This is a genomic window from uncultured Gemella sp. (genome assembly GCF_963515875.1).
In the GTDB taxonomy this organism is placed as follows: Bacteria; Bacillota; Bacilli; order Staphylococcales; family Gemellaceae; genus Gemella.
On record NZ_CAUPZX010000012.1, the window covers coordinates 17600 to 38636 of the forward strand.

Below are 21037 nucleotides of genomic sequence, written 5' to 3' on the forward strand. Positions count from 1 at the left end.
GTTCTTTTTTGTTAAGAACAGAGCTTTTTTAAAGTAGTTGAATGAAAGGAAGTGACTTAAAGAAGTGACCTCAGAGATATTGATATTGTAGAGTCACCTCCAGATAGATTGTATATAATCTTATTTAAAATTTAAAACTTACTGTGTAACACTGGCTAAAAATTTTAAACTATTAATGTTTTACGAATAAATGATAACAAAATAGGTTAAAAATATTTCAAAATGTGGTAAAATAGTAAAGACTGTTTAAAATAAAGAAATTTAAAAAATAAGAAGATAAGGAGTTGGACTTATGGTTATTCAATGGTTTCCAGGCCATATGGCTAAGGCAACAAGAGAAGTTAAAGAAAAGTTAAAACTAGTAGATATAGTTTTTGAATTAGTAGATGCACGTTGCCCACTTTCTTCACATAATATGTATTTAGATGAAGTGGTAAAAGATAAGAAAAAAATAATTATATTTAATAAAATTGATTTGTGTGATAGAGCTGAGACGGCTAAGTGGAAAAGTTATTTTGAAAGTAAAGGGTATACAGTAGTTTATACTGATGCAAAAAATAGTAATAATTTGAATAAAGTTATTGATAAAGCTAAAGAAGAACTTGCAGAAAAAATAGCACGTCAAGTAGCTAAAGGAATAAAACCAAGAGCGATTAGATCTATGGTAATCGGAGTGCCTAACGTTGGGAAATCAACATTTATCAATAAACTCATTAAGAAAAATGTCGCTAATACAGCTAATAAGCCGGGGGTTACTAAAAAACAACAATGGTTGAAGTTAAATAAAGACATAGAATTATTAGATACACCGGGTATTCTTATGCCTAAGTTTGATAATCAAGAGATTGGGAAAAAATTAAGCCTAATTGGTTCTATAAAGGATGATATTACACCGCTTGATGATGTAAGTTTATATTTAATAGAGTTGTTAAAACAAAGTTATTTAGAGAATTTAAATAATCTTTATAAAATAAATGTTACTAGTGATGATGAAAATGTAACTATTATGGAAAAAGTGGCCGAAAAGAGATTTAAAAAAATTGGTGGTGACTATGATTACGATTCGACAATTAAGTTGCTGATTCAAGATTTTAGAACACAAAAGTTTGGACTTATTACATTAGATAATTATAGTGATTTATTGAAAAAAGAGGAACAAGATGAAAATTAGTGAGGTAAAAGAACTCTTGAACCAGGAATATATTTCCGAAGAAATATTAACTGAATTAAAAAAAGATGAAAGAAGTGGAGTTCAGAAATTACTTGTAAGTTATACTAAAAAACAAGAAAAAAAACTTTTTTATAAAAAAGAGTATGAAAAAAAATCATTTTATGAAAATAAATGTTATAATAATGGGTGTAAGTATATTTGCGGAATAGATGAGGTAGGAAGAGGACCACTTGCAGGACCAGTAGTTGCAGCAGCGGTAATTTTAAAACAAGATAGCTATTTCGAAGGATTAAATGATTCAAAAAAATTATTAGAGAAAAAACGTGAAGAATTATATGAATTGATAAAAAAAGAAGCGGTAGCATATGCAGTTTGTGAAGTTGATAATATTGAAATAGAAAAATACAATATTTATAATGCGGCTCGTATTGCAATGCAAAGGGCAGTAGAAAAGTTAGATGTTAAGCCAGATTTCTTGCTTATAGATGCTATGCCATTTGAGAATTATTCGATACCAAATTTTAGTATGGTAAAAGGTGATGAAAAAAGTGTTTCTATTGCAGCAGCTTCAGTAGTTGCTAAAGTTTATCGAGATAATTTAATGAAAGAATATGCAAAAAAATATCCGTATTATGATTTTGAAAATAATGCTGGATATGGAACAAAAAAACATTTAGACGGTTTAAAAGAACATGGTGTTACACCGATTCATAGAAGAGATTTTGAGCCAATAAAATCAATGATACAAGGAGGAAAAAAATGAGTAATAATAATGGAATAAGTATTGCTAGAAATATACAAAAAAATAATAAAAAAAATAATGCTCAGCTAAGTAAGAAAAGTAATAATAAATCTATAAATACAAATAAAGTTGTAGCAAAAGAACAAAGAAATAAAAAACAAGTAGTTAAGAATATAAATAATACAAATAAAGCTAAAATTCAACAAAATAAATCTAAAAAGTTAGCTAAGATTCGTATAACTCCATTAGGAGGAGTAGAAGAAGTAGCAAAAAACATGTACATGGTTGAAATTGGGGACGAGATTTATGTTCTTGATGCAGGGTTAATGTTCCCTGAAACAGAGATGATTGGTATCGATGCAGTTATACCTGATATTAGTTATTTAGTACGTAATAGACAAAAAATTAAAGGTATATTTTTATCTAATGGACATGTGAGTTCAATGGGAGCTGTGCCATATATTATAGATAAATTAAAATGTCCAGTTTATGGTTCTAAATTAACTATTGATTTATTAAAAAATCATCTTAAACAACTAGGTATTAAAAGAAGAATTAAGTTTTATTATGTAAAAGATAATAATAAATATGATTTCAACAATGCAAGTGTAACATTCTTTAAAACTACATACTCAATGCCAGACTCTTTAGGTATTTGTATTGAAACAAGTCAAGGAAATATTGTATATACTGGTGAGTTTAAATTTGATCAATCAGTAAGTAAAGAATATAAGTCTGATATCGTAAAAATCAGTACATTAGGTCAAAAAGGTGTTCTTGCTTTACTAAGTGATTCAAGTAATGCCAATGTTAAAGGTTATAATGTTCCTGAGAATGAAGCGGCAGAACAAATCGATAATGCATTTTATCAAGCTAATAAACGTATTATAGTTACGTGTTATGCGTCTAACTTTTTAACAATTTCTCATATAGTAAGAGCTGCATTAGTACAGAATAGAAAGATTTTACTTTTAGGTCAAGCTATTAAAGCCTCTATTAATACTGCTAGAAATATGAATTATTTACAAATTGAAGATAGTAATTTGATTTCTATTGAAGAGTTAAAAAACTATCCACAAAATGAAGTGTGTATTCTTTCTTCAGGTGATCAAGGTGAACCGATAGAAGCTATGAAAAATATTGCTGAGAAGAAAATAGAAGGTATTCAAATCGAATCTGGAGACACTATTATGATTGCAGCTACACCTTCACCAAATATGGAAGTGATGTTATTCCAAACTCTTAACTTATTAGTTAAACTTGGGGCGAATGTAGTGACAGCTTCTAAACGTCTTCACGCTGCTAGCCATGCAACAAAAGAAGAATTGAAAATGATGTTAAATATGCTTATGCCGAAACACTTTATTCCAGTACAAGGAGAATTTAGAAATCTTCGTAAACATGCTGAAATCGCAGCAGAGACTGGGGTAGTTGCTGAGAATATTCATATTTTATCAAAAGGAACTACTCTAGAGTTAAGTGGTAATAAATCTAAAACATTACAAAATAACGTACCAATTGGAAATGTACTAGTTGATGGACGTGGTATTGGGGATGTAGAAGATAGTGTATTAAAAGATAGAAAACTATTATCAAATGATGGAATCTTCGTCGCTTCATATGCAATTAGTAAGAAAGAGAAAACTCTAGTAGGAAGACCGGTTATTCAAACTAAAGGTTTTGTCTATGTTAAGAAGAGCATGGAACTAATTAAAGAAGCGGAAGAAAAAGTAATTGAGTATTTAGAAAACAACCCAATTAAGAGTATTAGAGAGTGTGCTGCCGTAAAAGCTGAGATTAGAAGTATGCTTTCAAGCTTACTTTATGATAATACTAAGAGAAAACCAATAATAATAATTAACTTTTCATTAATTTAGTAATGAAATATAACGGGAAACGAAATAGGGGGTAACTCAGAAGATTTGTCAATAAATCAGTTTTGAATTACTCCTTATTGTTCCCGTTTTTAGTCTATTTTAAAGGGGTGAAAGAATGTCAAAAGTTATTGCTCATATCGATATGAATTGTTTTTACGCTAGCGTAGAAGAAAAATATAACCCTGAATTAAAAGGTAAACCTTTAGCAATAGCAGGAGAAGTGAAAACGAGACATGGTATAATAGTAACTTCTAATTATGAGGCTAGAAAATTAGGGATAAAAACAACGATGCGCGTAGGTGATGCTAGGAAAATTTGTCCTAATATAAAAATTCTTCGTCCTGATATGCCTAAATATCAACAAGAGTCTAAGTTGATTTTTGATTTAGTACGAGAATATACGGATAAAATTGAGATAGTTTCTGTTGATGAAGCATATATAGATTTGACTGATTTTTCAGAACCTATAAAAGTCATAGCTACTATACAAAGAAGGATTTATAAGCAATTAGGTATGCCTTCTTCAGTAGGTGTCTCTTTTAATAAATTTTTTGCCAAAATGGGATCTAATTTAAAAAAACCACTTGGTTTTTCTATTATAAATAAAAAAAATTATAAAGATATTCTTTGGGGTTTGGATATAGGAGAGATGCATGGTTGTGGGAAAGCTTCTACTAAAAAATTGAAAAAAATAGGGATAAATACAATTGGTGATATTGCAGAAGCCAATGAGGTAATTCTTCATAGCCTATTAGGTGTTCAAGGTTTAAGACTTAAGAATAAAGCTAATGGAGAAGGAAATAATGAGCTGAAATATACAGTTGATAGAAAATCTATTGGAAACTCAAAAACATTTTCTAGTGATTTAATTGATGAAGACGATATCTTAAAAGAAATTAAAAAATTGAGTGAGAAGGTGAGTTCGAGAGTTCAATCTCGTAACTTTGTAGGAAATAATGTCTCGATAATGGTTAGGTTTAGTGATTTTAAAACAATTACTAGATCTAAGAAGATTCCAGAATTTATTTCTAGTGCGAATAATATTTTTAATTATGCATGGGAGCTTTTGATTGAACATTATGATTTCAGTCAAGGAGTTAGACTTTTAGGAGTATCATTGAATGATATTAAAAAGTCTAAAGAATTAAAAGTTCAACTTGATATTTTTGATAAAAAAGATTATAAAGAAGAAGAGAAATTTAGAAAACTTTCTAAAAAATTAAAAGCTGAATTTGGGGATAATATTATAACTGATTTTGAGAGTTTTGATAACAGAGGGAAGACAGTAATTACGACAAGTTTTAGTAAAGATTTTTTAGACTAAAATAAAGAAGGAGATAAGATGGTAGCAATTAATAAAAGATTACAATTAGTGGCTGAGTATGTAGAAAATAGAAGACTAGCAGATATTGGTAGTGATCATGCATATTTACCTATTTATTTAGCTAAAAAGGATAAAATTGATTATGCAGTCGCTGGAGAGATAGTTGAAGGACCGCATAAAGTATCGATAAAAAATGTTATAGAAGAAAACTTAGTCGGTACTATAGAGTGTCGCAAGGCAGCAGGGCTAGATGCTATAGAATTATCAGATAATATTGAAGTGATTACAATTTGTGGTATGGGTGGAAAGTTAATTGCAGATATACTAGAAAAAGGGAAAGAGAAACTAGCAAATAAACCAAATTTAGTGCTGCAACCTAATGTCGGAGAGAACTTTGTTAGAGAAAAATTACAACAATTAGGATACAAAATAATAGCAGAGAACATTATTGAAGAAGATGGACATATTTATGAAATCATCGTTGCAAAATCAGGTGAGATGAGTTTATCAGAGGATGAAATTAATTTTGGAAAGTATTTGATGAAAGAAAAAAATGAATTGTTTATAAAAAAACAAAAACAAGAACTATCAAAGATTGAATATATCTTAAATCAATTAGAAAAAGCAAATGAAGTTCAAGAGAATAAGGTTGCTGAATTTAAAAGTAGATATGCAAAAATATTAGAAGTTATTTCTTAATATTTTGATTTAGAAGGAGGGGAAGGGATGTTACAATCTTTACAGGATGAAAGAGAAGCTAAAAAGTTATTAAATTTTAGTGTGAAGATAGCTAAGAGTATGTTATCTTATGGTGCAGAGGTTTATAGAGTCGAAGATACAGTGAATAGAATTTATAAATCATTTGATAACATTAAGGCAGCCAATAGTTTAGTTACGTATAACTTTGTTATTGTATCTTTTATATACAATGATAATACATATACAGCGATGCGTAGGGTTGTCTTAGGAGATCGTGATTTAGAAAAAATTGCACTTTTGAATGATATTTCAAGGAAAATGGTAATGGGTGGTTGCACATTAGATTATGCATTTAAAAAAATGAGAGAAATTAAAGCTAAAAAAAGATACCCAGCCTATATTGTGATATCTGCTTTAATGATGTCAGCACCATTTTTTGCTATAATGTTCGGTGGGACTTTTAAGGATTCTTTATATGCTATTTTAATAATGGCAGTACAAGCTATTTTTATAAATTTCACAGCAAAGTATAAAGTAACAGCTTTCGTTAGTAATTTCCTAGGTGCATTTATTACAACATTACTAGTAATGGTTGCGAGTAAAGTTTTATTCATTTATAACCCATTTAGTATAATAATCGTAAGTTTAATGCCGCTAGTTCCTGGAGTTCAGGTTACAAATGCGGTTCGTGACTTTATGGCTGGAGATTATCTTTCAGGTATGATAGGTATTCAAGCAGCAATTTTTGTGTCAACGGCTATTGCTCTTGGTGTTGTTATGGGATTAAAATTAGTGTAAGGAGAAACTATGGAGAATAATATTTTTATACAATTTATAGCTGGCTTTGTGGTTAGTGCATCTTTTGGTATTTTCTTTAATGCACCTAAGAAGTCTATATTTACTTGTGGGTTAATTGGTGCCATCGGTTGGTTAGTGCATGTAGTGACTAATTTGCTATTAGTAGACGTTGTAGTAAGTAGTTTTCTGGGGGCAGTTTGTGTAGGGGTGCTATCTACTAATGCATCTAGATTGTTAAAATTGCCTGCTACGATATTCATTTATACTGGAATGGTTCCTTTAGTTCCTGGGTATGGAATGTATAATACTATGCAAAATATTGTAACTAAAAATTATGGAGTAGCTTCTAAAGTGGGAATAGAGACGATTCTTCAAGCTGGTGCAATTGCAATGGGGATATTATTGGCGTCTGTATTTTCAGCATCAATTCAAAGGGTAAAAATTCAAAGAAAGAGATAAAAGTGATATAATAGAGGTATTAGAAACTTATAAAAGGAGGTAAGGTGTATTATGGAATATATACTATACTTTGCAGAAAGTTGTCCGGATACAGCACCATTTAAAGAAAAGTTGTCAGAATTAGAAATAACATATAAAGAAGTAGAGGTTATGTCTTCGTTGAGGAATTTTAAAGAATTCTTATATGTTAGAGATACATATTCACAATTTGAAGGAATAAGAGGCAATATGAAAATCGGTATACCTTGTTTAGTTATTAGCGAAAGTGAATGTATATTAGAAATTGACGAGTTAACTAATATTAAAAAATAAACAATAATAAATATCAAAATATTATTAATGAAATGATATTTTGATAGTATCTAAGGATAAGCAATTTCGTGCTTAATCTTGAAATATTATTTATTTCTTGATTTTTATATATAAATTTGATATAATAAAAAAATGCTAGGTGGGGAGTTAGCGGTGCCCTGTACTTGCAATCCGCTTTAGCAAGACCGAATACCGAGATGCGGGTAGAATAGGGAATGTCGAGTTTAACACGTAATGTTGAGACTAAGGCACCTTACGACGCAATACTTATGAACCATGTCAGGTCCGGAAGGAAGCAGCATTAAGTAAGTTTATTGTGGGTGTGAGTTTTTGTTGAGGTTGAGTTGGCGATTAGACTAACGGTTTTTTAATCTATTCAAGTCTCGGTTGCATATAGTATAAATCGATGATATCTAAAAGTAATAAGCTTTTGGATTTTTTTTATGTGAAAAAGAAAAATATATAAAGGAGAGAACGTATGTATCAGGGAAAAAACTTTTCTGAACGTGCAGGTATATTTATTAATCTATTGGTGCCTGTTTTGGTTTATCAAGTAATTTCGTACTCATCAGGAATGATTGGAACGTTTATGGCAGGACATTATAGTCCTACAGATTTAGCAGGTGTCAGTATGGGGGTTAATATTTGGAATCCAATTATGTATACTTTAAATGCGATTGTTTTAGCATTAATTCCAATAGTTTCACAATTAATAGGAAAAAATAAAGAAGAAGATATTCCTACAATTGTTAGACAGTTTCTATATATAGCTGTAATAATAAGTATAATTCTAGTTGTTGGATTAAATACGTTAGCTACACCGATTGTTGATCGATTAGGTATGGATAGTAGCATAGCAGAAATAACAAAAAAATATCTGTTTTATGAAAGTTTTGGAGTACTTTCAATCTTCTTATATGTAGTTTTGCGTTCATTTATAGATAGTTTAGGATTAACCAGATTATCTATGATAATGATGATTATATCAGTACCTGTAAATATATTTTTTGCATATAGTTTCATTTTTGGTAAATTTGGTATGCCTGAACTTGGTGGAGCAGGAAATGCAATTGCTATTTCGGTAACGTATACAGTATTATTTTTTATTGCATTATTTATAGTACTAACAAATTCTAAAATTAATAAGTATAAAATATTTGAAAAAGAAAAAGTTAAATTTGAAAAATGGGGAGAGATATTTAAATTAGGAATTCCTATAGCTATAGCTACAGCTTTAGAAACAGTTGTCTTTTCTACATTATCTTTAATGGTATCACGTTTTGATACGACAGTCATTGCTTCTCACCAAGCTTCATTAAACTTCGCTGGTTTTTTATATACACTGCCAGTTAGTGTTGCAAATACTGCAACAATTATAGTAGCTTTTCATGTAGGAGCTAAAAATTATAAATTGGCAACTGAGTATACAAAATTAACAGTAATAATGGGAATGATATTATCTACAGTAGCTGGACTAATCGTCTGGTTATTTAATACTAAAATCCCTTATTTATATAGTAATGATACTGGTGTAATTACTTTAACATCTGAATTGTTATTATTTGTAATCGGCTTTGCGATGTGTGATTCATTCGCATCAGCATTGGCAGGAGTATTACGAGGATACAAAAAAGTAGTACCAATATGTGTAGTTATGTTTGTTGGTTATTATCTAGTTGGAATTCCTTGTGCATATTATTTTGTTTTTAAAATGGGAATTGGCATAGAAGGATTATGGATAGGTTGGATAATTGGACTTGCCGTTTATGCCTTAGGTGTATTATTCTATTATCTATTTATGAGAAGAGAAATTAAGAAGAAAATAAAATTAGCTAATTAATAAATATACTGCTGGATCAAAAGTTCTAAATTTTAAAAAATTATATAATAAATCATTGATGCAGTGATTTATTGATATCTAGATTCGCTTTGTAGAGGCTTTTTAGGTGCATAATAAACTTTGTGGGGGTGGTTTGACAAAATTGATTTTGTCGAACTTCTCCTTTTTTAGTTGTATAATAACTTGACTGTTTTTTTAAAAGACTATATAATATGGTTATTAAAACTAGATTATAGGGAGGTATGTATTTGAACAAAGTATATCCAAAATGGTCAGAATTACCTAATATTGATCTTTATCTAGATCAGGTTTTATTATATGTTAATCAATTAGATAACTGTTCAATCGTAGATGATGACAAAGGACTGACCTCGGCAATGATTAATAATTATGTTAAAAATGGTCATTTAGAGAAACCTATTAAGAAAAAGTATAATAGAAGACAGTTAGCAAGATTGATAGTTATTACATGTTTAAAAAATGTTTTTTCAATTCAAGAAATTAGTAAAACAATTAATGGTTTGACTATCGAAGAAAGTTCTGAAACAATGTATAATAATTTTGTAATGTGTATGAACGAAGAAAAAAGAGAAGGATTGCCAGAAGTAATAGTTTCAGCTTGTGATACGGTTAGATTATATAAAAAGACACATGATTTAGTAGAAAAAATAATTTAAAATAATACTTGGAGGTATATTATGGAGTGGAAAATTGTAGTTGATACTGCTTGCGATTTTAGAGAAATTCCTAACAAGGCAGAAAATGTTATTTATGAGAGGGTTCCATTTTCACTGCAAATTGAAGACAAAGTTTTTGTTGATACACTAGATTTAGATATTGATAAAATGATGGAAGAAATGTATGCTAGTTCAGAACCAGCAAGATCAGCTTGTCCTAGTCCAGAGGCATATTTAGCCGCTTATAGAGGAGCGAAAAATGTTATAGTACTTACATTAACAGGAGCAATGTCTGGAAGTTATAATAGTGCTGTTATTGGTGAAAAGATGCTAAAAGAAGAAAATAAAGATGTTAATATTCATATCATTGATACTCTTTCTGCTGGTGGAGAAAATGATTTATACCTTCTTAAGATAAATGAGCTAATAAAAGAAGGATTGTCTTTTGATGAAGTAGTTTCTGAAATGAAGAAATATCAAGAAAATTCTAAACTTATTTTTGTATTGGAAAAAGTTGATAATTTGGTGAAAAATGGTCGATTAAACAAACTTGCGGCTACTGTTGTAGGATTATTAAATATGCGCATGGTTGGTGAAGCAAGTAATGAAGGAACTTTACATTTACTGCATAAAGTCAGAGGAGAGAAAAAGGCTGTTTCTTCAGTAGTAGACGAAATGATAAAAGCAGGATATAAAGGTGGAAGAGTTGTTGTTACTCATAGAAACAATGAAGATATTTGCAAAAAAATTCAAGATAAATTAAGAGAAAAGTTCTCAAATATAGAATTTATTATCGTTCCTACTTCTGGTATCTGTAGTTTTTATGGAGAAGAAGGTGGAATGCTTTTAGGATACGAAATATAGGAAATAAATCTTAATAGTATCATATGAAAATATAGTATTTAGAGATAATAAAAGAGAAGAAGTTATTTACATTATGTAAAAACTCCTTCTCTTTTTAAAATTTAACTAACTCTGTTTAGCTCTTTTTTTATGTTTTCGAAACTTCCCAATTAAAAAACCAGTCCCTTGACCACAAAGGCTGAAGAATATATATCCTAAACCATATATAAGAATATCAAAGTTTAATATGATTAAACAAGATATTGTATAAAAAATCCCTATAATAAATGAGAAAATATAGCTAAAGTCTTCTTTGTTATATGCATATAAAAATGAGATTAGAAAACTAATAACTGGGTATAAAATAATTAAAAGTAATATTATCATACCTGATCTATTTGATATAAAATAAGAACACAGAGGGAGTATTATAAATAAAAAGAAAGAAAAAATTAAATATGGTACTTTTTCTAAAAATTTCTTCATCATTCGCCTCCTAATTATAGTGTTATTCTATCATATATTGAGTTAAAAAACAATAAACAAATATGTAAGTGATACGCTGTTGAATTGAAATCACTTCCAAAGTGTGATATTATAAATGTAATAATAAACGAGAGGGGAACATAATAATGAAATTTTTTATCGATACAGCAAATGTAGAAGATATTAGAAGTGCTAATGATTTAGGTGTAATTTGCGGAGTTACTACAAATCCATCGTTAATTGCAAAAGAAGGAAGAGATTTTACAGAAGTAATTAAAGAAATTACAGCAATAGTTAATGGTCCTATTAGTGGGGAAGTAAAAGCAACTACTACTGATTGGAAAGACATGGTAGATGAAGCAAGAGAAATTGCAAAAATTCATCCTAATATGGTAGTGAAAATACCTATGACTGAGGATGGTTTGAAAGCTGTTAGTGTGCTGAAAAAAGAGGGAATAAAAACTAATGTTACCCTTATTTTTAGTCCTACTCAAGCATTACTAGCTGCAAGAGCAGGAGCAACATATGTATCTCCATTTTTAGGAAGACTAGATGATGTTGCGAGTAATGGATTGTTGTTAATAGAAGAAATAGTTGAGATTTTTGCCAATAATGATATTGATACGCAAATTATTGCAGCGAGTGTAAGAAATCCAATTCATGTTACAGAATGTGCTAAATTAGGATGTGATATTGCTACAGTTCCTTATAGTGTAATTAAGCAAATGGTTAAACATCCTTTAACAGACATAGGCATTGAAAAATTTAAGCAAGATTATTATAAAGTATTTGGTGAGTAAGTAGTAAAATAGTTTAATATTCATAAAAATATATCTCTTTTAAAAAAATTTTTAAAAAATTGTATTTTATACTAGAAATATTTATAAAGTAATGTTATAATATATTTTGTTGTATGAAAAAGTTGTTAAGATTAAATTTTATAGGAGGTTATATTAATGCGCGTAAATGTAACATTAGCTTGTACAGAATGTGGTGATAGAAACTACATTACTAAAAAGAACAAAAGAAATAATCCAGACCGTATTGAACTTAAAAAATACTGTCCAAGATTAAAAAAAGTGACTTTACACAGAGAAACTAAATAATAAAGTTAGAGAAGCCTTAAAGTATCAACGTTTAAGGCTTTTTGTTTTGACATTTGACCCACACTTGACCCACACATTAAAAATTTACGTATCTTGCGAATTTTTTCCCAACTTCTTCTTTTTGTTTTTCTGTTACGTGAGCATAAATACTCATTGTTGTTTTTAAGTCAGAGTGACCTAATCTTTCTTGTACCTCTTGAATGGTAATACCACTTTCAAAAAGTAAGCTACAATGTGTGTGTCTGAAACCATGTACTTTAATTTCTTTAAACTCGTGCTTTTTACAGATACGTTTTAAATTAGCATTCATGAAATTTAGGTATAAATAAGAGTTTGTAACCTCATCAGTAAAACAAGGTTGTTGTTTCTTTACTTTTGTACCAACCATTAAAAACCTTTTCTTTTGGTTTAATTTCCAACGTTTTAAAATATTGGCGGTTTGTTCATCAATACTAATATTTCTTACACTACTTTTACTTTTAGGAGTTTGAACAACTACCTTTTTTTCTGTATTCAATGCTAACGTCTTATTTATATTAATTGTATTGTTGGTGAAGTCAATATCAGACCATTCAAGAGCCTGTAACTCACCTTTACGAATACCTGTAAAAGCTAAAACCCTAAACATTGCAGTTAGTTTTATATCGTTCTCATTGTCAACTAAAGTAAGGAATTGTTTTAACTCTTCTTTAGAGTAATATTTATCCTTATCATCTGAAGTAATATCATCATCTTTCTTAGGTAACAAAACATCTTTCATAGGGTTACTGTAGATAACTTTCATCTTAACAGCATAATCTAAAATCATGCTACCATAGATTTTTATTTTTTTTAGAACAGCAAGGGAGAATTGTTTGCTATAATCGTTTATTACTTTTTGACAAAAAGGCAACGTAATTTTTTTTAGTTGCATATTTTCTAATTTATCAAGTAGTAAATTAAAGATGTGTTGATTGACTAGTAAAGTACTTTCCTTAATGGTATGTTGGTAACCCTCGTACCATAATTCATATATTTCTTTAAATGTTGTAACATCTGTATTTAATAAACCATTATTAGCTATTTCAGTTTTAATCTTAGCTTCGCATAGTTGAGCTTCTTTTTTAGTTTTAAAACCACGTCTAGTAGTTTCTTTTCGTCGTCCTTTATTGTCTATACCTAGATAAAGTTTTACCATGTAATATTTTTTATTGTCACGTTTATTTATATATTCTTTAATCATTTTTCAGTTTCCTTTCTATCTAGCACATGTAAAAGAAATTAATAAATGATTAGTTAAAACACCCTGTATAATAAACGTGGTGAGACTTTTAAAGGTTAGGTAATGTAATTACACCTTTTAATAACTAGAACGCTTAGAAGCGGTTTAAACGGCTTGTGATTTTAAGTAAGAAGCGGAAACCTTGATATAACAACGTTTGTATGGTATAATAGGTATATATTCTTTAATAAAGAAACTATGTATTAAATCATTTTATATAATTTTTTCATTTTTATTAGATCCTAAAAGCACTGGTAATTTATTTTACTGGTGTTTTTTAAATTCCTACTTTAGCTTAATATAGATTAATCACTTTTCTTTTAAAATGAAATTCATTAAAGAATTAAAGAAACCTTTTTTCTTTTCTTTATTTTTATTCTCTAATAATAATTTTTCTTCTTTTTTTTGTCTGTATAATTCTAAATTTTTGTCTAACTCTTCATAAGGATTTTTTATTTTACCTTGTTCTTTATTCCTCTTATAAATTCTATTTATGATACTATCAACCCCATAAGAATTTTTTAAGGCAAAAGCAGTAATAAGGCTTTCTATTTCTTCATCAGTGAAATAGTGTAATGTATATAGGTTTGTTAACTCTAGGTAGTATGCAGTTAAATTATTTTTTAAATCAAAGTTAGCTTCTAATAGAATTTTCATTTTATTAGTATAAAAATCTATTCTTTTCACATATTCTTTAAACCTCTTTAGTGTATCGGTTGAGTAATCTAATGTATAACTAGAAAGATATTCAAAACAAGCTTTTAATAGATAATATAAAGCTTTATCTTTAGCGTTATATTTTATTAGTATTTCTGCTAGTTGACTATATAGAAATGAGTGGTTAGAATATTCGTGTATTTCTTTTTCAAAAGTACATTTACTTTCAATAAATTTTATAACTAAATCCACCTTATTTAGTTCTTTATTTGATAAGTAACAGTTATATACGTCACATGGATAACCTATATTATAATCATGTAACAAATATACAAAATCAGTACTATTTACTATTTCAGAACCTTTAGCAGTGATAACACGTTCTTTTTTTATGTATTCTTGGTAATTACTTAAAGAAGCGGTATTTATTATACGTTCTATTAATTCTGCTTTTTTCCCAACAGTCTTTAAATCTTCCAATTGAAGTATATTTTTTAGTTCCTCTACCTTTAATTTATTTAACGAAGTGAAGCAATCTTCTCTATAATCAATATATCCACACTCTAAAAGTCTTTGTAATGATTTTTCATTATCGTTATAGTATTTTTCTTGCCAAAAGTTTTGGTTAAGTTCAGAAGCGCGGCTATTTTTATTAATATAATGTAATATAAGAACATCAGTTCCGATTATATCTTTCATAGTAGTTAGTTCCTTTCTTTTGTTTTAAGAAATATCTTATTTAAGTAATAAGGGAAACTTCTAACTATTAATTGTTAGCTTCAGTCATTTCTATTACTTTGTCTATAATTGCAGTAGTTAAGTTATTTATTACCGCTTCTTTATAAGGTATTTCAAATACACCATTATTCTCTAATACCTTTTCAATAGTATCCTGTATTTCTTGATACATTTTATCATTACTGTAAGTTAATCTTAATCGGTATTTTATAGTGTCTATTAAGTCAGTGAAAAAAGGGAGAATTTGGTATTTATTGCTAATATCATCACCTTTTAAAATACTTAATAACACTCTATAATAATTGAATTCTTTTGGTAATTCAGCAAAAGTATATGGTATAGTTTCATCTAATAATAAATTATGATACATATGTAATTTTCTTGTATCACCTTTGCTAATATCATAAATAGCATGTTTCAATGCAGTTTCATCATCTAAAATATTTAAAACTAATTGCTTATATTTATCTAGTAAAAACAAATTAGATTGTACATAGTCATCTAGTGCATAATCTAGTATTTTGTCAAAGTCTTTTTCAAGTAGGTTAATGATATCAGATATATCATTAATCGTTTTTGATTTACTTTCAAGGTATTTTTTAGTAATCTCAAAAAAATTAAAGCAAAGTAATTCACTTGAAATAATAGGATTGTTAAATATAAAATTTTCTAAATTGTTTTCTAAGAATTCATCAATAGAACCGTACATTAATTCATTAACGGTTAAATCCGCAATTTTAGATATGCTTGCTAATCTTTCTTTGTTAGGAAGTGTAAAACCTGTTTCCCATTTTTGAACATTACTTTTACTAGCTCCGAATAGCTTACCAAAACTTTCTAAAGTATATCCTTTGTTAGTCCTTATTTGCTTTATTCTAGAGCCAACAGCTTTTTTATTAATATTAATTTTCATATAATATCTGTCCTCTAAATCAAATTTATATTTACATTATACACTATACAAGTAAAAAAAGAAACAAAAAAGTAGAAAAAAATACTCAAAAAGTATTGACTATTTTATTTTGTCATGGTAATATCTAATTACCGAGTAGAAAAAAATACTCAAAATAATAAAGGAAGGAGTTTTGAAAATGAAACCTAAAATAAGTAAAATACGTGAGTATAGATACGCAATAGGTAAAACTCAAAAAGAAATGAGTGAGTTGCTTAATATTAATCATGTAGTATATGGGCGTAAAGAAAGGAGAGTAGTAGCATTTACTGACAAAGAAAAAGTAACGCTATTAGAATTTTTCAAGGAATATTTTCCAGATGAAACAATTGATAGTTTATTTTTTTAAAAATAAAGTAGAAAAAAATACTCAAAAAACCTTTCAAGTACCTAGCTGCCAACTACAATACTTAAAAGGTTTAAAGACAAGTATTTAACAAAAATACTTTCTTACATTATATCATAAGAGAGGATTTAACAAAATGGAAAACAAAGATCTATACATTAATACTTTTTGTTGTGCAGTGGTGTTTATACCATTCATAACAGCATTTATCTATATACTAACAATGCTAATGGACAGCATTTATTAAAGGAGCGTGATTATATGTTTAGTACAGAATTTGAACAAGAAGTAATTAAGGCGGTTCGTGAGATAGTTAAAGACATCTTACAGGATGAAATAAAGCAAGATAAACGCTATAACCAAAAAGAACTATGTGAAACTTTAGGGATAGGCTTAGAAACACTATCAGACCTAAATAGACGCGGTTTAAGACCAACTAAAGTTGGTAGGCAGTATATTTATCTTGAAAGCCAAGTAAACAAGTTTTTAAGAGAAAATACTATTTAAAAATATTGAGTATCTAGCACATGTAAAAGAAATTAATAAAGGCGGTTATAGTACCGCTTCTAAAAATAAAAGATTGGAGATTGGCAATAATGGAAACAGTAGACCAAATTAAAAAACTAAAAGAGATTGAAAGCAAAGTAAGAGGTGCAGTTATAAACCTTAGTGTATTAAATAATTATGCTGAACAAGTACCTAAAGATGTTGAGATATTAGAACAGTTTAAAGAGGACTTTGTAACCTCTATTAGTGAAATGATACCAGTACTTGAAGAAGTATTCTTTGAAGATGTTGACGATTTAATTCATAGTTTAGAACAAAATGAGGTGATGTAATTTGATATATAGACAAATTGGTTTAAATACCAGTAAGTTAAAGTTGATTAAACATAGTTTTAATACACCTTTAGAAGTCTTAGCAAATACACCGTTGGATGTTGTAAGTGAAAATGAAGACTTAGAAAAGTATAAATCAGATAAATCTTTACAGTTTTTAAGTGGAGATATTACACCTAATGAAGACGGTAGCTATACAAGGAATGATAGCAACGTAAACTCAAGAGATTTAATAGTAATCGATATAGAGAAAACAGGATTAAACTCTCAAGAGGTACAAAACATCATTCAAGAGAAATTAGCTAGCTATAAATACTATTTATACTCAACTATCTCACATGAGCCAAATAACCCACGTTTAAGGCTTGTATTAGAACCTAATAGGGAAATACTGGAAGATGAATACAAACCAACTATACAGCATGTTATGGCTCTAGTAGGTGTAAATTATGATACTAAAAGTTATGCATGGTCTCAACCTCAAGGGTTACCTATTGAAGTTGAAGGGAAAGAAACAGTAAGTATTAAACAGTTGGAGGGTGAAGCATATCCAGTACAAGAAGCGGTTAAAGAAGAAAAGAAAGTTATTGCCACGTATTCTAATGAACCTATAAAGAAAATACCACATGATCAAGCTATTTCTATAATGGAAAAGTATATAGATAATGAGAAAAATAATCTACTAGAGAGAAATAATAATTACTTATCCTGTTTAACTGTAATAGCTAAAAGCGTGGTTACTGGTGAAATAGAATACGATACAGCCATTGTATGTATAGAGATGTTGGCATTAGGTAATGAAGAGTGGAAAGAAAACAACGTTAAAGAACTTAACGGAGAAATAAAGCGAGCCAACGGCAGTATAGAGTATTTTAAGAATGATTATACTTTTAAAAGTAAGTTTGAAAAAACTCAACAAGGCATACAGGTAACTAATGCAGTTACTCAAGAAAAAATGAAAATTTCAACCAATGAAAATGGAAAGGTTATTCAGACCCTAGTGAACCTTGAAAAGATTATCTTATCAATTGTACCAGTTTCATATAATGAACTAACACATGCGATAGAGATAGTAAATAAACAAGGTGAAACAACAAACTATGAAGAACGCGAAAGGAACTTAATAAGAATGGATATAGAAAAAAGATTTAAAATTAAAGCTAAAAATGGTGATATAGATACAGCAGTTACTTGTGCTAGTGATAAGTTTAGATATCACCCTATAAAAAGTAAAATACTTTCTGAAGAGTGGGACGGAATACCTAGAGCAGAAAGCTTTTTTATAGATGTATTAGGAGTTGAAGACAATGTTTATAATCGTGAATGTACTAGAAAATGGCTATTAGCTGGCATATATAGATTATTTGAGCCTGGAACTAAATTCGATGAAATGTTAATAATACACGGAGACCAGGGTTTAAGTAAAAGTACAACATTTAAAAAGTTAGCATTGAATTTTTACGTATCAGAAACAGAAAGATTATCACTAGAAACACTTATAAAAATAGAGTTAGCTTGGATTGTTGATTTTACAGAATTAGCTACAATGAAAAAAACTGATATTGATACCTTTAAAGCGTGGTTAAGTGAAACAAGTGATACTTATAGAGGTAAATACGATAAAAAAGCTAGAGTTCATGAACGACATTTTATTATTTGCGGAACTACTAATGATAAAGAAATTTTAACTGATAGGACTGGAAATCGTAGATATTGGTTGATGTATGGAGATGAAGAAAATAGAAAGATGAATATTTTTGACATTGAGGAAGACTATATATTGCAATTATGGAGCGAAGTTTATCAATGGTATAAAAATAGAGAAACTCTATTAATATCAAATGAAACAAAGCTACACATGAGAAAGTTAACTAGCGATGCTTTAGAGTATAACCCATTGGAAGAACGTATAAATATAATTCTAGAAATGCTTGTACCTAAAAACTGGATAGAGTATTTTAAAAATGGTGCTAATAGATTTAAATTTTATAAATATGTAAATGAATTTGTTAATTTTGGTACTGTTGATGAAAGTATTCCACAAGAAACCCAAATACAAGACATTACTTCATATGAGTTAGGGTATTTAATTGGAGAGGGAGAAGAATTTAAAATGAATTTAGGAGGTTCAAAACTTGCTAAAGATATAAACAAAGTAATGAACAATTTACCAAATTGGGAAAAGTCAAATAAGATTGATAGAAACGGTAAAAAAGTGAATGGCTTTAAAAGAAAAAATAAGGATCTAAAAGTTTAAGTATAGATTAGGTGTAGTTGAGTATGGAATTTTTTAAAAAACTCTCCCACATGAAAAACCTTGATACATCTATGTTTTATTAATGTTTGGTATAGAAGTATAGTTATTATTAATAAAAAATATAATAAATATAATGAGTATAATAAATATATATTACAGCTACCATATATAAGTTATATATATTATTTTGTTAAAATAAACCATACATCTATACCAACTCTTTAAAACGTTGATTTAACAATGTTTTAAAAGCGATAAAAAGGATTTTAAAACTATACTTTGTTCCATACCAAATTAAATAAGGAGAAAAGAAGATGTATAAAATTACTAGAATTGTGCCTTTTAAGTGCCATTATGAAACTTTACAAATAAAAGTTGCGGACGTTGTAGAAAATTTACAAGACGATGAAATATTAATTAGCATTAATTATTGTGAAATTGAATATCCACATGATTATGTGAAAGCCTTTCTACATATTGGTAAGGTTATCTAAATGCAGTTAACAGCTTCAGAAAGTAACCGATTAGACTGGTACATAGACGATGAGAACAGACCAGTAGAAGCAATTAAGTTGATAGATGAATACTTATCAAGTTTGACCGCTTCTGATAGTGATGAACCGATAAGTATTTATTTTAAATTTGAAAAAGAGATTAAAAGCCAAAGCCAAAGGCAACGGATAGAAAAGCATAAAGCTAATATGTATAATTTACTTGTAGAAAATGGAGTTTTAGGAAAGAAACAGGATGAAACAGAAGTAAAAATATACAAGTTAGAGCTATATAAACGACTTACAGAAGATGTAGGATTGATAAATGTAAAAATTGAAGTTCTTAAAGAAAAGCTAAAGTATAAGAATAGTATTAAAGCCGTTGACTATTCAAAGGAGAGAGTACACGGCATTAAAGATAGTATCGATTTTAGCCTTAATATAATATCTGAAATAGAAGAGTTAGAGAGAAGAAAAAGACTACTTATTAAGATCAAACAAGCGAAACAGAACATACTAGAAGCTATTAATAATATGCAGTGTACAGATGAGCTTACGAAAGATATTTTTAAAAGAAGATACATATATCTTGAGAGTTGGGAAGAAATATCTAATAAATTAAATCAACCTGTTAACAGTATATTAATTTTTCACAATAGCTATTTATACTTTATTGAACTATAATACCGCTTCTGTATAGTCATAAAATTTAAACAATTTAGAAAGGATAAAATACACATGGATGAACTGGAAAAAATGATTAAAGAAATAAATGTAGAAGAAACTCTAAAGGAGATTGATGAAAGTATTGACTTTGAAGAACTTGATAAACAATATGCTCGTTCCCTTGAAGAGCTTGACGAAATATGGAATGATAATCTTGAAGAGCTTAATAATTTTAGATATTAAGGTGACAAAGGTGACATATTAAAAAAGGGTATTTTTGAGAACCAAAAGAGGAAAGGACATCTATTAATAGGTGTCTTTTTATTTATCCTTAGAAGCGGTTGAACCCCGAGCGAACTCCGAGAAAATTAAAATTATTCGGCAGTTTCGGCACCCCTAAAAAGTATTAAGTATTTAGTTGAACAAAGAACGAACAAAGAGAATGAGAATGATAAAATAAGAATGTACAGTTTTGACAAAATAAAAATGTACAAAT

The 21037-nt window shown here is 28.6% G+C and carries 24 protein-coding genes and 1 other RNA gene; 21 read left to right on the forward strand and 4 right to left on the reverse strand.

Annotated features, from left to right (window positions below; translation table 11 throughout):
- Nucleotides 1–292: 292 nt before the first annotated feature.
- The 12 genes from ylqF (at nt 293) to RWL85_RS03630 (ending at nt 10763) form a co-directional block, all read left to right on the forward strand.
- Nucleotides 293–1171: a ribosome biogenesis GTPase YlqF gene (ylqF, locus tag RWL85_RS03575; RefSeq protein WP_314085083.1), complete on the forward strand. Its 879-nt coding sequence runs from the start codon at nt 293–295 to the stop codon at nt 1169–1171.
- Nucleotides 1161–1934, forward strand: a complete 774-nt coding sequence (locus RWL85_RS03580) for a ribonuclease HII (RefSeq protein ID WP_314085085.1) — start codon at nt 1161–1163, stop codon at nt 1932–1934. Before ylqF ends, RWL85_RS03580 begins: the two co-directional genes overlap by 11 nt.
- The gene (locus RWL85_RS03585) at nt 1931–3790 is read left to right on the forward strand and encodes a ribonuclease J (protein WP_314085087.1); all 1860 of its coding nucleotides are present in this window, start codon (nt 1931–1933) and stop codon (nt 3788–3790) included. Before RWL85_RS03580 ends, RWL85_RS03585 begins: the two co-directional genes overlap by 4 nt.
- A 115-nt stretch (nt 3791–3905) precedes the next feature.
- Complete coding sequence (locus tag RWL85_RS03590) at nt 3906–5114, forward strand: DNA polymerase IV (protein WP_314085089.1); 1209 nt, start codon at nt 3906–3908, stop codon at nt 5112–5114.
- Nucleotides 5115–5132: 18 nt separating this feature from the next.
- Nucleotides 5133–5813 carry a tRNA (adenine(22)-N(1))-methyltransferase TrmK gene (locus RWL85_RS03595; RefSeq protein WP_314085091.1) on the forward strand — a complete coding sequence of 227 codons (681 nt, stop codon included), beginning with the start codon at nt 5133–5135 and terminating at the stop codon, nt 5811–5813.
- A gap of 27 nt (nt 5814–5840) precedes the next feature.
- Nucleotides 5841–6611 (forward strand): threonine/serine exporter family protein, encoded by a 771-nt coding sequence (locus RWL85_RS03600; protein WP_314085093.1) that lies wholly within the window; start codon nt 5841–5843, stop codon nt 6609–6611.
- A 9-nt stretch (nt 6612–6620) separates the two neighbouring features.
- Nucleotides 6621–7070, forward strand: a complete 450-nt coding sequence (locus tag RWL85_RS03605; RefSeq protein ID WP_314085095.1) for a threonine/serine exporter family protein — start codon at nt 6621–6623, stop codon at nt 7068–7070.
- A 51-nt stretch (nt 7071–7121) separates the two neighbouring features.
- Nucleotides 7122–7382: a hypothetical protein gene (locus tag RWL85_RS03610; protein WP_314085097.1), complete on the forward strand. Its 261-nt coding sequence runs from the start codon at nt 7122–7124 to the stop codon at nt 7380–7382.
- 130 nt (nt 7383–7512) lie between these two features.
- Nucleotides 7513–7777: signal recognition particle sRNA large type (gene ffs, locus RWL85_RS03615), an RNA gene on the forward strand.
- 83 nt (nt 7778–7860) lie between these two features.
- The gene (locus RWL85_RS03620; RefSeq protein WP_314085099.1) at nt 7861–9222 is read left to right on the forward strand and encodes an MATE family efflux transporter; all 1362 of its coding nucleotides are present in this window, start codon (nt 7861–7863) and stop codon (nt 9220–9222) included.
- 248 nt (nt 9223–9470) lie between these two features.
- Complete coding sequence (locus RWL85_RS03625) at nt 9471–9899, forward strand: DUF1836 domain-containing protein (RefSeq protein ID WP_314085101.1); 429 nt, start codon at nt 9471–9473, stop codon at nt 9897–9899.
- Nucleotides 9900–9920: 21 nt separating this feature from the next.
- On the forward strand, nt 9921–10763 hold the full coding sequence (locus RWL85_RS03630; protein WP_314085103.1) for a DegV family protein: 843 nt from the start codon (nt 9921–9923) through the stop codon (nt 10761–10763).
- 105 nt (nt 10764–10868) lie between these two features.
- Here the strand turns inward: RWL85_RS03630 and RWL85_RS03635 are convergent, their stop codons facing one another.
- A complete protein-coding gene (locus tag RWL85_RS03635) occupies nt 10869–11228 on the reverse strand; it encodes a hypothetical protein (protein WP_314085105.1) in 360 nt (119 codons plus the stop codon).
- Between the two features lie 146 nt (nt 11229–11374).
- Here RWL85_RS03635 and fsa point away from each other — a divergent pair, with 146 nt between their 5' ends.
- Together fsa and rpmG are read left to right on the forward strand one after the other, a co-directional pair.
- The gene (gene fsa / locus RWL85_RS03640; protein ID WP_314085107.1) at nt 11375–12028 is read left to right on the forward strand and encodes a fructose-6-phosphate aldolase; all 654 of its coding nucleotides are present in this window, start codon (nt 11375–11377) and stop codon (nt 12026–12028) included.
- A 156-nt stretch (nt 12029–12184) separates the two neighbouring features.
- On the forward strand, nt 12185–12334 hold the full coding sequence (gene rpmG / locus RWL85_RS03645) for a 50S ribosomal protein L33 (protein WP_003145675.1): 150 nt from the start codon (nt 12185–12187) through the stop codon (nt 12332–12334).
- A 76-nt stretch (nt 12335–12410) separates the two neighbouring features.
- On the opposite strand, the gene RWL85_RS03650 is transcribed toward rpmG, so the two are convergent.
- From RWL85_RS03650 to RWL85_RS03660, 3 genes are all read right to left on the reverse strand, one after another.
- Nucleotides 12411–13556 carry a site-specific integrase gene (locus tag RWL85_RS03650; protein WP_314085109.1) on the reverse strand — a complete coding sequence of 382 codons (1146 nt, stop codon included), beginning with the start codon at nt 13554–13556 and terminating at the stop codon, nt 12411–12413.
- A gap of 348 nt (nt 13557–13904) precedes the next feature.
- The gene (locus RWL85_RS03655; protein ID WP_314085111.1) at nt 13905–14951 is read right to left on the reverse strand and encodes an SAP domain-containing protein; all 1047 of its coding nucleotides are present in this window, start codon (nt 14949–14951) and stop codon (nt 13905–13907) included.
- Between the two features lie 67 nt (nt 14952–15018).
- Nucleotides 15019–15903, reverse strand: a complete 885-nt coding sequence (locus RWL85_RS03660) for a helix-turn-helix transcriptional regulator (RefSeq protein WP_314085113.1) — start codon at nt 15901–15903, stop codon at nt 15019–15021.
- Nucleotides 15904–16081: 178 nt separating this feature from the next.
- Between RWL85_RS03660 and RWL85_RS03665 the strand changes: the two genes are divergently transcribed.
- The 7 genes from RWL85_RS03665 (at nt 16082) to RWL85_RS03695 (ending at nt 20784) form a co-directional block, all read left to right on the forward strand.
- The gene (locus RWL85_RS03665; protein ID WP_314085115.1) at nt 16082–16291 is read left to right on the forward strand and encodes a hypothetical protein; all 210 of its coding nucleotides are present in this window, start codon (nt 16082–16084) and stop codon (nt 16289–16291) included.
- Between the two features lie 258 nt (nt 16292–16549).
- Nucleotides 16550–16795, forward strand: a complete 246-nt coding sequence (locus RWL85_RS03670) for a helix-turn-helix domain-containing protein (RefSeq protein WP_060914044.1) — start codon at nt 16550–16552, stop codon at nt 16793–16795.
- Between the two features lie 89 nt (nt 16796–16884).
- On the forward strand, nt 16885–17127 hold the full coding sequence (locus tag RWL85_RS03675) for a hypothetical protein (RefSeq protein ID WP_314085118.1): 243 nt from the start codon (nt 16885–16887) through the stop codon (nt 17125–17127).
- A 1-nt stretch (nt 17128) separates the two neighbouring features.
- Nucleotides 17129–19384 carry a VapE domain-containing protein gene (locus tag RWL85_RS03680; RefSeq protein ID WP_314085120.1) on the forward strand — a complete coding sequence of 752 codons (2256 nt, stop codon included), beginning with the start codon at nt 17129–17131 and terminating at the stop codon, nt 19382–19384.
- A 314-nt stretch (nt 19385–19698) separates the two neighbouring features.
- Nucleotides 19699–19878, forward strand: coding sequence for a hypothetical protein (locus tag RWL85_RS03685; protein ID WP_294683145.1), 180 nt, complete (start codon nt 19699–19701; stop codon nt 19876–19878).
- The gene (locus tag RWL85_RS03690) at nt 19879–20559 is read left to right on the forward strand and encodes a hypothetical protein (protein ID WP_314085122.1); all 681 of its coding nucleotides are present in this window, start codon (nt 19879–19881) and stop codon (nt 20557–20559) included.
- Nucleotides 20560–20613: 54 nt separating this feature from the next.
- On the forward strand, nt 20614–20784 hold the full coding sequence (locus RWL85_RS03695) for a hypothetical protein (RefSeq protein WP_314085124.1): 171 nt from the start codon (nt 20614–20616) through the stop codon (nt 20782–20784).
- The last annotated feature ends 253 nt before the right edge of the window (nt 20785–21037 follow it).

Bases quoted from the DNA above. Each gene is read 5' to 3' on its own strand.
- ylqF (WP_314085083.1), top strand. From the start codon at position 293: ATGGTTATTCAATGGTTTCCAGGCCATATGGCTAAGGCAACAAGAGAA.
- RWL85_RS03580 (WP_314085085.1), top strand. From the start codon at position 1,161: ATGAAAATTAGTGAGGTAAAAGAACTCTTGAACCAGGAATATATTTCC.
- RWL85_RS03585 (WP_314085087.1), top strand. From the start codon at position 1,931: ATGAGTAATAATAATGGAATAAGTATTGCTAGAAATATACAAAAAAAT.
- RWL85_RS03590 (WP_314085089.1), top strand. From the start codon at position 3,906: ATGTCAAAAGTTATTGCTCATATCGATATGAATTGTTTTTACGCTAGC.
- RWL85_RS03595 (WP_314085091.1), top strand. From the start codon at position 5,133: ATGGTAGCAATTAATAAAAGATTACAATTAGTGGCTGAGTATGTAGAA.
- RWL85_RS03600 (WP_314085093.1), top strand. From the start codon at position 5,841: ATGTTACAATCTTTACAGGATGAAAGAGAAGCTAAAAAGTTATTAAAT.
- RWL85_RS03605 (WP_314085095.1), top strand. From the start codon at position 6,621: ATGGAGAATAATATTTTTATACAATTTATAGCTGGCTTTGTGGTTAGT.
- RWL85_RS03610 (WP_314085097.1), top strand. From the start codon at position 7,122: ATGGAATATATACTATACTTTGCAGAAAGTTGTCCGGATACAGCACCA.
- RWL85_RS03620 (WP_314085099.1), top strand. From the start codon at position 7,861: ATGTATCAGGGAAAAAACTTTTCTGAACGTGCAGGTATATTTATTAAT.
- RWL85_RS03630 (WP_314085103.1), top strand. From the start codon at position 9,921: ATGGAGTGGAAAATTGTAGTTGATACTGCTTGCGATTTTAGAGAAATT.
- RWL85_RS03635 (WP_314085105.1), bottom strand. From the start codon at position 11,228: ATGAAGAAATTTTTAGAAAAAGTACCATATTTAATTTTTTCTTTCTTT.
- fsa (WP_314085107.1), top strand. From the start codon at position 11,375: ATGAAATTTTTTATCGATACAGCAAATGTAGAAGATATTAGAAGTGCT.
- rpmG (WP_003145675.1), top strand. From the start codon at position 12,185: ATGCGCGTAAATGTAACATTAGCTTGTACAGAATGTGGTGATAGAAAC.
- RWL85_RS03650 (WP_314085109.1), bottom strand. From the start codon at position 13,556: ATGATTAAAGAATATATAAATAAACGTGACAATAAAAAATATTACATG.
- RWL85_RS03655 (WP_314085111.1), bottom strand. From the start codon at position 14,951: ATGAAAGATATAATCGGAACTGATGTTCTTATATTACATTATATTAAT.
- RWL85_RS03660 (WP_314085113.1), bottom strand. From the start codon at position 15,903: ATGAAAATTAATATTAATAAAAAAGCTGTTGGCTCTAGAATAAAGCAA.
- RWL85_RS03665 (WP_314085115.1), top strand. From the start codon at position 16,082: ATGAAACCTAAAATAAGTAAAATACGTGAGTATAGATACGCAATAGGT.
- RWL85_RS03670 (WP_060914044.1), top strand. From the start codon at position 16,550: ATGTTTAGTACAGAATTTGAACAAGAAGTAATTAAGGCGGTTCGTGAG.
- RWL85_RS03675 (WP_314085118.1), top strand. From the start codon at position 16,885: ATGGAAACAGTAGACCAAATTAAAAAACTAAAAGAGATTGAAAGCAAA.
- RWL85_RS03685 (WP_294683145.1), top strand. From the start codon at position 19,699: ATGTATAAAATTACTAGAATTGTGCCTTTTAAGTGCCATTATGAAACT.
- RWL85_RS03690 (WP_314085122.1), top strand. From the start codon at position 19,879: ATGCAGTTAACAGCTTCAGAAAGTAACCGATTAGACTGGTACATAGAC.
- RWL85_RS03695 (WP_314085124.1), top strand. From the start codon at position 20,614: ATGGATGAACTGGAAAAAATGATTAAAGAAATAAATGTAGAAGAAACT.